At 47.3% G+C, this 13882-nt stretch carries 11 protein-coding genes; 5 read left to right on the top strand and 6 right to left on the bottom strand.

Annotated features, from left to right (window positions below; all coding sequences use genetic code 11):
- Position 1 precedes the first annotated feature (1 nt).
- Positions 2-889, top strand: coding sequence for an aromatic amino acid DMT transporter YddG (gene yddG, locus EWA64_RS19970; protein ID WP_061894486.1), 888 nt, complete (start codon positions 2-4; stop codon positions 887-889).
- A 28-nt stretch (positions 890-917) separates the two neighbouring features.
- Here the strand turns inward: yddG and EWA64_RS19965 are convergent, their stop codons facing one another.
- Positions 918-1811, bottom strand: a complete 894-nt coding sequence (locus EWA64_RS19965; RefSeq protein WP_061894487.1) for a cation diffusion facilitator family transporter — start codon at positions 1809-1811, stop codon at positions 918-920.
- A 185-nt stretch (positions 1812-1996) separates the two neighbouring features.
- Positions 1997-2875 (bottom strand): LysR family transcriptional regulator, encoded by an 879-nt coding sequence (locus EWA64_RS19960; RefSeq protein ID WP_061894488.1) that lies wholly within the window; start codon positions 2873-2875, stop codon positions 1997-1999.
- A 154-nt stretch (positions 2876-3029) separates the two neighbouring features.
- Here EWA64_RS19960 and EWA64_RS19955 point away from each other — a divergent pair, with 154 nt between their 5' ends.
- A complete protein-coding gene (locus tag EWA64_RS19955; protein ID WP_061894489.1) occupies positions 3030-3638 on the top strand; it encodes a class I SAM-dependent DNA methyltransferase in 609 nt (202 codons plus the stop codon).
- An 80-nt stretch (positions 3639-3718) separates the two neighbouring features.
- Here EWA64_RS19955 and EWA64_RS19950 read toward each other — a convergent pair whose 3' ends face one another.
- Positions 3719-5698: an acetoacetate--CoA ligase gene (locus EWA64_RS19950; RefSeq protein WP_061894490.1), complete on the bottom strand. Its 1980-nt coding sequence runs from the start codon at positions 5696-5698 to the stop codon at positions 3719-3721.
- Positions 5699-5925: 227 nt separating this feature from the next.
- Here EWA64_RS19950 and phhA point away from each other — a divergent pair, with 227 nt between their 5' ends.
- Both phhA and EWA64_RS19940 read left to right on the top strand, forming a co-directional pair.
- Positions 5926-6717, top strand: a complete 792-nt coding sequence (gene phhA / locus EWA64_RS19945) for a phenylalanine 4-monooxygenase (RefSeq protein ID WP_061894491.1) — start codon at positions 5926-5928, stop codon at positions 6715-6717.
- A complete protein-coding gene (locus tag EWA64_RS19940) occupies positions 6710-7042 on the top strand; it encodes a 4a-hydroxytetrahydrobiopterin dehydratase (protein WP_045572102.1) in 333 nt (110 codons plus the stop codon). Before phhA ends, EWA64_RS19940 begins: the two co-directional genes overlap by 8 nt.
- 204 nt (positions 7043-7246) lie before the next feature.
- Here the strand turns inward: EWA64_RS19940 and EWA64_RS19935 are convergent, their stop codons facing one another.
- Entirely contained in the window at positions 7247-9016 is a 1770-nt protein-coding gene (locus tag EWA64_RS19935; protein ID WP_061894492.1) for a choice-of-anchor I family protein, read from the bottom strand.
- 109 nt (positions 9017-9125) lie between these two features.
- Here EWA64_RS19935 and EWA64_RS19930 point away from each other — a divergent pair, with 109 nt between their 5' ends.
- On the top strand, positions 9126-9470 hold the full coding sequence (locus tag EWA64_RS19930) for a HopJ type III effector protein (protein WP_061894493.1): 345 nt from the start codon (positions 9126-9128) through the stop codon (positions 9468-9470).
- 487 nt (positions 9471-9957) lie between these two features.
- On the opposite strand, the gene EWA64_RS19925 is transcribed toward EWA64_RS19930, so the two are convergent.
- Entirely contained in the window at positions 9958-11211 is a 1254-nt protein-coding gene (locus EWA64_RS19925; RefSeq protein ID WP_061894494.1) for an aromatic amino acid transport family protein, read from the bottom strand.
- 275 nt (positions 11212-11486) lie between these two features.
- On the bottom strand, positions 11487-13697 hold the full coding sequence (locus EWA64_RS19920; protein ID WP_061894495.1) for an EAL domain-containing protein: 2211 nt from the start codon (positions 13695-13697) through the stop codon (positions 11487-11489).
- Positions 13698-13882: the final 185 nt, after the last annotated feature.

The following is a 13882-nucleotide window of genomic DNA, read 5'->3' as shown; positions in this document are numbered from 1 at the left end:
GATGACCAATAAATACACCTTGTTTGGCTTGCTGGCGATTTTGTTTTGGAGCTGTTTGCTCGCCATGACACGTATGGTGGCGGAATCATTTGGTGCGGTCGGCGGCGCCGCATTGCTCTACACCGTGAGCTCACTGCTGTTAGTGTTGGTTTTAGGCGTGCCCAAGCTGCGCAATTTTTCTTGGCGTTATTTGCTGATTGGCGGCGCACTGTTTGTCAGCTACGAAATTTTACTCGCTTTGTCATTGGGTTTTGCCGACAGCCGCATGCAATCTATCCAAGTTTCTATCGTCAACTATTTATGGCCAGCATTGACTGTGCTCTTTGCTGTCTGGGGGAGTGAGAAAAAGCCGAATTGGCTATTGTATCCTGCCGTTTTGCTTGCCTTTATAGGGGTGGCTTGGACGGTGGGCGGCGATCAGGGCTTGTCACCAAGCATGATTGCGCAAAACGTTATGGCTAATCCTCTGGTGTTTGCCATGGCGTTTGTTGGCGCAATCATTTGGGCCGTTTATTGCAATATTACCCAGCGACAGCAATCCAAGCACAGTGCGATTACGCTTTTTTTCATCGCCACTGCAGCGGCCCTATGGGTGAAGTATTTTCTCACTGATGCCGAACCGTTGCATTTTACCTTGGGAAGTAGTGTCAATCTGCTATTGGCTGCGGGGCTGATGGCGGGAGGCTATGCACTGTGGAATGTGGCTATCGTTGGCGGCAATATGGTGTTTTTGGCCACTATGTCGTATTTCACCCCTGTACTCTCTTCATTTCTTTCGTCGTTCATTCTTGGGGTTAGCCTACCGGGGGCATTTTGGCAGGGCGTATTTATGGTGACACTGGGTTCACTCGGCTGCTGGTGGGTAACGCGCAAGAAAAACGCCGCATGACGCGGCGTTTGGCAAATTTAATGAGCGATTAATGAGCAATGTTGAGATTGAGTTGCAACTTAAACGGATGTTTAGAAAGCTGGTCGCGTAACTTGTTACGGGTATTTTCTAGCTCTGCCAAGGCTAAGGTTTGATTTTTGACATGCAAGTCGACGTTGACGCGCAGCTCTTGGCCTACTTTTGTTACCCCTGCCAGCTCAAGATGCTGTGAGGTTTGCTGTTCAATAAATTCGATGTCGCTGCCTACGCGTTTACACAGATCTTCGTCTGGTGACATCATCATCAGCTCTCGCAACGCATCTTTCAGCATACCAAGCGGTACTTTGATAAAGTAAAACGACATCGCCAACATCATCACTGGGTCAGCATAGGCAGCGAACTCGGCGTATGGGGTATAAGTCACCGCCCAAGACATCACAAAACCAATCGAGACCACTGCACTGAGCAGCGCATCCATCTGCCATTGTTTCACTTCAGCCTCAATCAGACCAGACGAGAACTGACGGCTTTTTTTAACGATAAACCACCACACATACGCGCAGCCGATCACACAAGAGGTTTCGAAGAAGATCGCCACCGACGCATCAACTTCACGGCCACCGTTAAACAAATCGGTTACTGCTGAGTAGAGTGAATAAGCCACCACAAGCAAAATCACGATTGCTTTAATCGCAATCACAATCGGCTCTAGCACCGCTTTACCAAACGGAAAAAGGTTTTTGGAAGGCTTGCTGATGTAGTAGGAAGCAGCCAGCGACAATAATGTTAACAGTAAGCTGACCAGCGAATAGATCCCATCGAACATGATGACCAAAGAACCTGCGAACAAGCCAAGTACCAGTCCGCTGATAGCAAACCCTGATGCAGCAAGGGCTGAGAAAGTCAGGATTCGATTTTCGTTCTTTGTTGTCCTGTCACACATAAAATAGTCCAATGGCTAAACACTCTGATATTGTTTAGCGGGCTGGACTTTTTTACAAATGAAAAGTGGATGAAAGAAATATGACTGAAAGGGGTTTTTTAGATAATTTCTTATTTTACAATGAATTGCGATTGAAATTTGCTGTCAGTAAATTTGACGCTCACTGAGGCGAAAGTCTGTGTTGGCTAGAAATCGAATAAATAATCGTTGATTCTGTCCGCCAGCCAGCTCATCGCCGGGTGCTCCGACATGCCACTTGGGGTGAACATACAGTAATCCTCTTGCGTCAAACCGTAGGTATGTTTGATGACCGCTAATTTCTGCTCGCGCAGGTATTGACGAATCAATGGTTCGGGTAATACGCCCCATGCGTTCTCTTGCAAAATCATGTTCATCATGTAGTCAAAGCAGGAAAAACCGATGTGACGCAGTGAAAAAGGACGCAGCTCGGGGTTGTCTTTCTCGTTGAGATAGACCATCAAGGCTTGCATCTGAGAGCGCAAATCTTCGTCCGAAACTCGCCGCATACGAGTCAGTGGATGATCGGCGCGACACACCGACATCATGCGAATTTTTCCCAGAGGGTTGTAGGTGATTTTGGGGCTATCGATGCGTTCATAATCAACACCAAAAGCGAAATCAACCTGGCGTGTTTCGACTAAATTTTCCAAGTCTCCACTAGAAGCAAGAACGATGTTGAACGAGGTAGATGGGTAGCGTTTACTTAGTTGATGTGAGTATTCTTGCCAGACTTCATCGGGTAGTGAATCGTCTCTTGCGATCCACATCTCGGCATTAAAGACACCAGAGACTTGCTCACAGGTTTGCTTAATTCGCTGCGACGTAAACAATAAATTCTCGCAGTCTTTAAAGATGGCTTTACCCGCTTCGGAAAGAGTGAGTTGATTGCCTGAACGGGTAAAAAGCTCAATATCTAACTCTTTTTCCAGCGATTTTATCGACATACTGAGCTTGGTGCGGTTGCAATCTAGATGGCGCGCCGCTTCAGAGACAGAGCCTAACTCCGCGACGCTACAAAACGCTTCAATTTGAGACAGATTCATGTGTTACCCATAACCATTTTTGAAGCTATAGCATAACTAACTTTTGCCCCGGTTGTTAAGTGGCTCTTTTGCACACAGATTGGCGTTAATAACTCTATGACGTGGCGAGAAATTTGAGTTAATCTATACGCAGTTCCCGTTACAAGAAGTAATTATGGAGGCCATGATGGCACACAATTGGGATGAGGTCGCTAAGGAGTGGGAGAGCAATCCTGCGACGGAAGAATTTGCCAAATCTGTGTTTAATCAGCTGTTAGATCGGGTTGATCTACAGGGCGCAAGAGTGTTGGACTTTGGTTGTGGTACTGGCTTATTGACGCAAAAAATGTCGCCATTGGTGAAAGACATTGTTGCGCTTGATGCAAGCGAAGAGATGATTGAAGAGCTCGATAAGAAGCAGTTGCCTAATGTTGAGCCTGTCGTCGACAGCTTAACGCGTGGACTAGTAGCGCAGCACCCTGCGTTTCGTGGTCAATTTGATCTGGTGGTTGCCTCATCGGTTTGCGCGTTTGTCGATGATTTGGCTGGCGTTTTGGATATCGCTCACAGTTTGCTCAATCCAGGTGGCTGTTTTATTCATTGGGATTGGGCTGCGGATGCCGCGGAGCAAGGTTTAGAGGTTGATGGCCTCACAGAGGAGCGAGTTCGTCAAGCGCTCACCAATGCAGGTTTTGTCGATGTTGAAGTGGGCCCTGCATTTTCGTTAACGATGGACGATAAAACCTATCCCGTTTTAGTGGGCATGGGTAGACGGCTTAGCTAGCCGTTAAATGAAATCATCAAATACCGATGAGGCGAGCACAATGCTCGCCTCACGTTTTTCTGTTTCTTTCGTTATTTTGTCTAGCCTGCGTCTACTGTGGCGAACTGAGCGATCTCATCCAGCACTTCTGGGTTGGCCACAGCACCGAGGTTTTTCACTTCTTGCCCGTTCACGACCTGTTTCACCGCCAGTTCAACCAGTTTGCCAGAACGGGTGCGAGGAATATCGCTGACCGGAAAAATTTGTTTCGGTACATGACGTGGCGAACAGTGTGACTTGAGCGTTGCGCGAATTTGCTGCGCAACACTCTCTGTAAACTCAAAACCCTGCGCCATTTTAACAAACAGCCAAATCTCTTCATTGCGCTCATGAATCCGCCCGACCGCGATGGAGTCTTCGATGCCAGTCAGCGCATTGACTTGCTGGTAGATCTCGGCAGTGCCGATACGTACCCCGCCGGGATTCAGAGTGGTATCACTGCGGCCATAGAACACCACGCCGCCTGTTTGCGTCATCATCACATCATCGCCATGGTGCCAAACATTAGGGTATTTTGCCCAGTAGGCGTGATGATATCGCTCGCCATCATCGTGCCAAAAACCAATCGGATAGTTGGGCAGAGAGTTGCGGCAAACCAACTCGCCACGCTCGCCAATCAGTGGTGTTTGCTTATCGTCAAACACGGCGACGGCAACGCCAAGGCCTGCGCTTTGCACTTCGCCCCGATAGACTGGAGAGATAGGATTACCCAGCACAAAGCAGCCGCAAATGTCTGTGCCGCCGGAAATCGATGCCAAGTGCAGATCCTGTTTAATGCTGCCGTAGACAAAATCGAACTGCTCTGGATAAAGTACCGAGCCAGTCGAACAGAGTGTTTTTAGCGAGGTGAGCTGATGGAACAGGGCGGGCTCGTAAAAGGCTTGCTGCAATGCTTCTAAGTATTTAGCCGACGTGCCAAATAGCGTCACGTTGTGCTCATCGACCATGTCCCACAGGACTGAATGCGCCGGATACACAGGACTACCATCGAAAATGACTAAGGTTGCACCACTGGCGAGAGCAGAGACATGCCAGTTCCACATCATCCAGCCACAAGTGGTGTAGTAAAACACTCGATCGTCGGGCTGAATGTCACAATGCAGTTGATGCTCTTTGAGATGGTTGAGAATGGTGCCGCCGACAGAATGAATAATACATTTCGGTTTGCCCGTCGTACCGGAAGAGTAGAGGATAAACAAAGGATCGTTAAAGCCAATGCGTTCAAACTCAATCCCTTTGGGCTCATAATTTTCTAAAATCGCCGACCAAGTGGAGTAGTTACTGTTGTGAACCGCATCAGGTGCTTGTAGATACTCGATCTCACAGATGTTTACCAAGTCTGCTAAGTTTTTTTCAATTTCGCGGTTTTTTTCTGACATATCGAAGGTTTTTCCACTAAAGGAGTAACCGTCACAGCAGAACAGCACTTTGGGTTTAACTTGGCCAAATCGCTCAAGAACACTGTCTACGCCAAAATCGGGTGAAGTTGATGTCCAAATCGCGCCTAAGCTGGTTGTTGCCAGCATCGCGACCACGGTTTCTGGCAGATAAGGCAGATAGCCAGCCACCACATCACCACGTCCTACGCCATTGCGGATAAGCCATTGCTGAATAACCGACACTTGATCGCACAGCGCTTGCCAAGTGAGGCGGTCTTCCTCGCCACGTTCGTTACGAAAAATAAGCGCAGGTTCGGCGGGTTTTTGGTAGGCCGAGGAGAGGAGATTTTCCGCATAATTGAGTTCCGCTTGCGGAAACCAAAGGTTGTCTCGATTACTCGTATACGCTTGCCACTTCGGCTTCCCTTCTCCGATGATGCAATCGCCCTGAAAACCGATCACATCGCAATAATCCCAGACCTCCATCCAAAACTTTTTGTTCTCGACGATAGACCACTGATAGAGGTCGGCAAAGCTGTCGATCGCTTCGCCTTGCATATTGATGTGCTCAATGAATTTCTTCAGATTGCTGTTGGCCACTCGCTCTTTAGAAGGTGTCCAGATTGGGCTTGACGTTGTCATTGTTCTTCTCATTGTTAATCATTTATTAACATGACTAATTTTTAACCCAACAATGGGGAAAGTCAAACATTCAGACTCAATCCAGCTTATTGAATTGAAAGGGCTTGAACTGCTTATGTAAAAAAAATGTTACACGGAAAATTGACGGCAAAACCCTCACGGGGATTGGAAGCGTTGAGTTGAGAAGATAGGCTTTATGTAAAGGAAATGTTAACCGGAGACGCGTAATGGACGCCTATCATTCGAAAGCCGTTGATGAACAAGGGTATGTTGACTGGAACACAGAAGAAGACGCTATCTGGCGCGATCTATTTAGTCGGCAAATGGAAGTGATTCCTGGCAGGGCGTGCACGCCGTATCTGGACGGATTGCGTCTGCTCAACCTTTCTTCGCAGCGTGTTCCGCAATTGCCAGAGATTAACCAAGTGCTGCGCGACACCACAGGGTGGTGCGTTGAGCCCGTGCCTGCTTTGATAAACTTTGACCGTTTTTTCAATTTGCTGGCCAACAAAAAATTCCCGGTAGCGACCTTTTTGCGCCGTCGTGAAGAGTTCGATTACTTGCAGGAACCCGATTTCTTTCATGAGATCTTCGGTCATTGCGCCATGCTGACGAATGCCAACTTTGCCAAGTTTACCGAAACTTATGGAAAACTTGGTTTTGCCGCCACGCCCAAACAGCGTGCATTTCTGGCTCGTTTGTACTGGTTTACGGTTGAGTTCGGCTTGGTTAAAGAACAGGGAGAGCTGAAAATTTACGGCGGCGGCATTCTCTCATCGCCCGGCGAGACTTTATATGCGTTGGATGATACCCGGGCGCAGCGCCGACCTTTTGATATCCAGACGGTACTTCGCACTCCTTACCGAATTGATATCATGCAGCCCGCATACTACGTGCTGGATGACATTTCTTGTCTTTTTGACCTAAGTCGACTCGATTTACTGAGTGAAGCGGATCTCGCCATGGAAGCGGGTTTGCTCCCTCCACTTTTTCAACCAAAGGAAACTGAACATGCTTGATGAATTGAAATGCGAGGCTTGCCATATTGATGCTATGCCTTTGAGCGATATGGAACAACAAACTCTGATCACTGAGTTGGAAGGTTGGCAATTGTTGCATCGTGATGGTATTGCGCAGCTTGAGAAGGTGTATAAGTTTAAGAACTTTATGCAGGCTTGGCAGTTTAGCAATCAAATCGCAGAGCTTGCGGAACAAGAGTTCCACCATCCATCGATTTTGTTGGAGTGGGGCAAAGTGACTGTGACTTGGTGGAGCCATTCGATTAAAGGGCTGCACAAAAACGACTTTATCTGCGCAGCGAAGTGCGATCAGATCATCAAATAATTCTCACGATTTAGGGCGACATCGCCGTATCGATCTTCGCCCGGCTTGGCAGAGCAACCCTTCTCCGAAAGAGTGAAAACTCATGCCTGTTCTGTCGAGCCTTCTTTTCTTACGCTGTTCAATAGCGAGTTTGAAAGATGCTGACTCTCGCGGTGAGAGCCAGCTTTGCTATAAAGAGCTATAAGAATGTTTTCGATTCCACGTTTAAAAATCTAGGCGATACACAGAGGTCGTGCCACTGACTTCATTGCCAACCGCCAAAAGATGTTGCCCTTGACGTTGGAAGTAACGAATGGATTCTGGCCCGAGATCACCTGCCAACGGATTGTACTGGTCGTTGGTGCATTCACCGTCTTTGTTGGTTTGGCTACACACGGGCTGAGAGTAATCGCGATGGTTGACGTAAGTGATAAACATTGCATCGCGTGGCTGGCTGACATCATAAACCATGATGCCCCCTTGGCGCTCTAAACCGATGAAAGCGTAGGTACGGCCATTGATGTTAGCCACTTCGATCGCCTCAGGCTCGATACCTTTGTCATCACTGCGATCATCGGCACTAAGATTGCTGTCGTTACTGCTGTTGAAGTTTTCCCCTTCCATCATCGAGGCGATTTGAGCGAACTGGTCATCACTGTCAAAGACTAACTCGCCGTGTTCATCCCAAATGGAAAATGAGCGTGCGCCATAAGTGAGTAGTGTCTCGTTGGCGGCCACTTTTGCATTGGGTTTGATGAATTTTAAGCGTGCCAATTGTTTGTTGTCTTTCAGTGCGGCCGCCAGCGGGTGTTTGTCATCGACTTTCAGTTTCTTGCCACGCACTTCATCGATGTGGCTAATACAAAAGCCCAATTTGTTGCTGTAGGCATCGGTGGAGCGATAGTCCTCTTCTTGCCAAGAGAAACCCAGTTCATCGCAGCGGCTTTGCGTTGTCTCGATACCGTATTCGCGGCCATCGCCTTCGTTAGCGGAAAGAATGTAAGTTTTGCCCTCGGCTTGATAGCTGGTGATGCTGTCTGGCATATACAAGCCGCTTAACTGAGGATATGCACGGAAATTGCCGATCTTTTTATCTTTGTTTGACGCATCTAGCTGCGCACTGGACCAAGATTTCTCTCCCAAAGGGGCAATTTTCTCGATACGCGCGGAAGCAACATCAATGATCGCTAGAGCGTTATTTTCTTGCAGGGAGACGTACAGTTTGCCGTTATCGGCGAACGTTAAATATTCCGGTTCGATGTCTTGTGCTGGGGTTGCGTTGCGGCCAGAGATCCGCACTTTCTCAATCTCATCACGCCGCTTTTCATTAAATGCTTTGAAATCAATTTGCTGCACTTTGGCTTGCATTGGCCCGTTAGCAAGGTCGATTAAAGTGATGCTGCCTTCTGGGTCGACTTGGTAGTCACCGCTGGGTTCACCTTCGTTAGCACTGGCGATATAGCGGCCATCTTTGGAAAAGCTCACCATATCGGGCAGCGCGCCAGCCGGATAAGTGGTAATGAGTGTCAAATCGGACGAGCGGTACAGAGCGATAATTCCGTTAGCCTGCTTGTTGGCATTTTCTACCGCGACCGCCACTAACCCGTTGTGGGTAGCAACACTATTGGCTGCGCCAATCTCAATACCAGCGGATTTCCCAGCGCTGGCCAACTCAATGTGACCAAGTAAGAAAGGCTGGTTATGTTCATCAAGACCCAACACATCGACTAAACCGGCTTTGGCGTTGACCACGTACAGTTTGTCGGTGCAACTGTCGTAACTGACGATCTCTGCCGCGCTTGAGGCAAAAGGAGCCTGTGCAATGTAACGTCCGAGGTAGGTTAAACCGCTCAATGACATCTCAGTACTTGGAATGCTGGTTGTGACTTGGCAAGCAGATGCCAGCTCACTCGAAGCGGCTGTTTGCTGCTGTTGAGCACAGCCAGAGAGCAGAATAAGCGCCGTTAGAGCGGCCAAGGGCGAAACACGTGTCATAGAAAACTCCTTTTGATAAATGACTTGATTAACCGCAAGAATCTATTTAGTTTCTGTGACAGTTAAACAGGAGATAGATGAAACTATTGTTTCAACCAAAGGAAATCAGATGACACTAAATGCACTGCTCGAAAAACTGCAATCGGCCCCGAATAGCGTTGAGTTTGATCACGTGATCGAGGTAATCGACGCCAACTACCACTTTACTCCCAGCGCTTTTCGTAACGGTGAGTGCGAGAACCAAGTAGGGCAGAACAATGGATCTTGTAAGATCTTCTCATTTGCTCAGCTACATGGCCTCAGTATGCCGCAAACCTTAGCCTGTTTTGGCCGTTTCTATCGTGAAGATGTGCTGCAGTATCCGGATAATCTCGATCATCAGAATATCCGCAACTTTATGCGTTTTGGTTGGAAGGAAGTGGTGTTTGAAAACCAAGCATTAAGCGCAAAATAGCGTTTTTATCGCGGGTTTAACCGAGCCGCTTTTTAACACACTCGGGTAAAAATAAAGCCCCCCTTTGTCTCAGGGAGGCTTTTTTGATCTTGGGTTTTGAATAAAAACTCAAAACGATCCCCAGGTTAGCTGGTTCTTCTCTTCAATGCAGAGAGATTCTGATTTTAATTTATATTAAAAATCAGTTAGATATAAAAAATTATGAGAAATCCATCGCAAATATGACTCTTTGTCATAAAAATTTAATCTTGTTATGGATTGAGAATTGGTGAGGAATTAATCATATTGTCAACATGATGTCGAAAACAATAATAAAGAGGAGATTGGATATGCATCATGAAATGATTCAACCTACACACTTTGGCGTAATCGGCCGTACTTGTCTCTTGTCTCTGATTATTGTTGTCAGCGTCATGAGCCTGATTTAAGTCGGCAATTTTAGTTAAAGCATGTTGAGGGCTCCTTGTGGAGCCCTTTGTGTTTCTGCTTACACCATAGAGAACAAAAGTGCGGATACGGCCAGCAAGCCACTAAGCAGAGTGAACCAAGTACTGAGTTTATGGCGGTATTGGCGCAGGGCGCCGATTTTGTAAATCGCATACACAGGCATGATAAAGAGGATCATGGCGATCACTGGCCCTGATAGTGTTTCCATCATGCCAAGGATGCTTGGATTGATGACTGCCGCAATCCAAATGGAAACAAATAGCAGCGCAATGGTGATCTTGTCAGCGTTGTTGTTGCTGATGCGCGCATGTTTGGTGATAAGACCATTGAGACTCTCCCGTGCGCCCAAGAAATGCCCTAAAAACGAGGACGTAATGGCGATGAAGGCAACTAGAGGGCCAAACGTAGCGATAAATGGGTTGTTGGTGGCGTTGGCTAGGTAAGAAAGTACCGAGACATTTTGCGCTTTCGCTTCGGCGAGCTGTTCTGGAGAAAGTGCCAGCACACAAGAGAAGACAAACAGCAGTACAAAAGCAATCAGCATCACGCTGGTGCGCTTTAGGATCTGTTCCGATTTTTTCTCAGCGTGCTCTGCGTAATGGCGACGCTGTACATTAGCAAAGCTGGAAATCGCCGCAGCGTGGCTAAAAGAGAACACCACAACGGGCACGGCAAGCCATACCGTTTGCATGAAATCAACGCTGCTCGGTATCGTCAATGATGGCAACTGCCAATCTGGGATCAAATAGAAAGACAAAAATGCCAGGATGGCGGCCAGAGGATAAACCATTACCGCAAAGGCTTTGAGCATCAGCTTTTCTCCGCCGAGCATGATGGCGATTAAGCTCGCGACCAATACGCCGGAGAGTAGCACGCGTGGCAATGAAGCCATGCCCGCTTGGTTGACCATAAAACTATCGACCGTGTTGGTAATGCCAACGCCATAGATGAGCAGAATAGGGAAAATAGACAAAAAGTAGAGCAGTGAAATCAAACGGCCGGCTTGGCTGCCAAAGTGTTCTTCCACCACGTCGGTGAAGTCCGCGTTGCACTGTTGAGAAGAAAGGACAAAGCGTGCTAATCCCCGGTGGCCAAGAAAGGTCATGGGAAATGCGACCAGTGCCATCAGCATCAGAGGCCAGAAACCACCAATGCCTAAGTTGATTGGCAGAAACAAAATGCCCGCTCCTACTGCGGTGCCGAAGAGGCTCAGTACCCAATGGGTATCGTGTTTGGACCAAGTGCCAGTTTGTGCCTGATCACTAAAATTTAACGTTTCTCGAGATTCTTTCACTTTAATACTGCCTTTGTGAAAATAATAATTTCGCGAATGTTATACATTTTAGTTTGATATATCACATGGACAAGCTAGCGATATCTGCTGCAGATCGGCAGATTATGTAAATTATCTGCTTGCTATTTTTTCGGCAAAATAGAGATAAGAACTGAATGTATGTCAATATCCAGTTTAATATTGCAAATATTTGTTATTTTTTGGATGTTGGTGTTGTATTCAAAGTGGCGAAAAAGCCAACACATTTGGGCGGTCTGTAGGGGGGATGGGGTGCTTCAGATGGCTCTGCTTTTTTGACAACGTTTTAAATGGCTCATCAGTGGCAGCGGTTTAGCGATGCCAAAACCTTGTGCGTAGTCGATACCTAAACCACACAAAATGTCGGCGTGTTGCTCAGATTCGACAAACTCAGCGACCGTGGTCAAGTTCATGGTTTTGGCGACCTGACTGATCGCTTGGACGATGGTTTTGTCCCTATCACTGTGGGTAATTTCTTGGACAAACGAACCGTCAATTTTGATGATGTCCAAAGGCAAACGGCGTAAATAATCAAAGCTGGCGTAACCGGTGCCAAAGTCATCCAGTGCAATAGTGCAACCGATTTTACGCAACTGTTCAATGGCAAGAATCGCTTGTGCCTCATCGCGTAATGCATCCGATTCGGTGATCTCAAAGCAGATTTTGTCCAGCGGCACACCGTATTGCTGAGCTAAGGAAACGACCTCTTTGACTAGGCTATCATCACTGAGCGCTTTGGCGGTGAGATTAATTGAGCAGCGGCCGATACTCTGCCAGTTATCGACAAATCGACTGAGGCTGATAAAAGTGTGGCTGACAACCCACTTGTCGAGTTCCACTTCCAAACCAAATTCGTTGATGAGCGGGAAAAACTCCGCTGGTGACATCATCGTCTGACCGTCGACTTTAAGCCGCAGCAGTACCTCGAAGTACTCTTCTTTTAAGCGTCCATGTAGGTTGCGATAGGGTTGGCAATAAAGTTCAAACTGATTGTTTTTAAAGCAGTTTTGAATGAAGTTGAGCTTTTCTAATTCGGAATATGGTGTGGTGTGCTGGTTAAGCCATTTGATGTCCGTTTGCGCATCACTGTACTGTTCACACAGTGATGAGACCAAGCTTTCCAGATCTTGATCGTACTTTAGGTCAGTACAGTGAATTGTCCGTTTGACGAGGCTAATCGAGGTATCTTGAAAGTAAAAATGGAACTGATCAAGCAGACGGATCAGGCTCTTTAGCTCGGAATTGAGATACGGTAGACGTGGCACGTAGCAAACCAAGCCTTCAGAAAAAGGTGGTAGGTAGCAGCGTTTAATGTACTGCGTTTTCTCGTTGAGGTAGTGGCTCAGTTGTTTGATCAGTTGCGCGCGGCCTCGATGCCCCAAACTGCTCAGCTTGGAAACGGTCGGGGTCAGATTGATGAAAATGAGCACCACGTGACCACTTTGTTCGATATCTTCACGCATCTGCGCGAGATTAAATAGCCCGGTATAAGGGTCTATCCGCTCGCGTACGATCGCTTCGCGGGTGGTGAGGTAGTTTTTGATCGAGTGCGCACCAAGCATAAACATCAAGGCAGTCATGACAAACAAAACCAGCAAAATACCGTAGAAGTGGCGCTCAGAGAGGATGCCTTGATTGAGGCGGCTCACGCCGTCTTCGATCGTCAGTAGCAGGACAAAAGTGGCAAACAGCACGGGCCGAACAAGGCCATACTTGCCAATGCCGACGCCCACCAGACAGATCAACAGCAGCGACATGGTGTCGCGATAGAGCGAGCTTTCACCAAACAGGGTGAAGACACAGACCAAAACGCAGATGGTAAACCACAAACGGTAGTGATAGCTGGTGAGGCTGTCTTCATGCATCGCTTTGTCGAGTTGGATATAAGGCGCCTTACTTCCCTCGGCGAGATAATGGATCACCAGCGTAAACAAGGGCGTTAATACCAACTGTGTCAATGCGCCGCTGAGCACGGAATAAAATAGAAACTGAATATCAAACTGCGCTACCGCACCAAAATAGTCACTGATGCTGATCAAAAGCAGACTATTGGCGATGGGGTAAGCGAGCCCCAACACAAGAATGTAATAGACCAGTCTTAACGGAAAGTTATGTGCATCAAAACTTTGGATAATTCGCTGATAAATGGTGGAAAATAGCAGCGGGATTGCAGGCAAAGCAGTTGAGAAAAGCAGGGTAATCACTAATGCTCGATGGGAAAAATAGCTGTAGTAAAACAGCAATCCACAGACCACGCCGGGAATCACGCGCCATGAATATTTGAGGAAAATCGCCATGATGAAGGCGGCGGTGAAGGAGAGCACATGGACCCGATCAGCTTGCACCACATAAAAATTGGATAAAAAGAAACTGCACTGAATAGCAACAAACACCAAGATTTGGCAAAGCAGAAAACGACGGTTTTGCGTAATATCCTTGGCGAAAAACGATCTCAGTGACGACAACATGTAAGTTCCTGAAAGTGTGCGCAGCGGTGGGTAATGCCGCCGAACCTAGCTTATAACTCGTTTTATTTTAGTGGCGAATGGCACACTGTTTGCGGCGCATTGTACAAAAAGTTGCGAAAATGACCAAAGCAATGTTGATGATTTCAACAACACAGTCACGAAAGTTGTCAAAGAAAAGAGTTGGT

The sequence above is a fragment of the Vibrio cidicii genome (assembly GCF_009665415.1).
In the GTDB taxonomy this organism is placed as follows: domain Bacteria; phylum Pseudomonadota; class Gammaproteobacteria; order Enterobacterales; family Vibrionaceae; genus Vibrio; species Vibrio cidicii.
The sequence above is the reverse complement of the archived record's forward strand: the minus strand, read 5'-3'. Positions and strand labels throughout refer to the sequence as shown.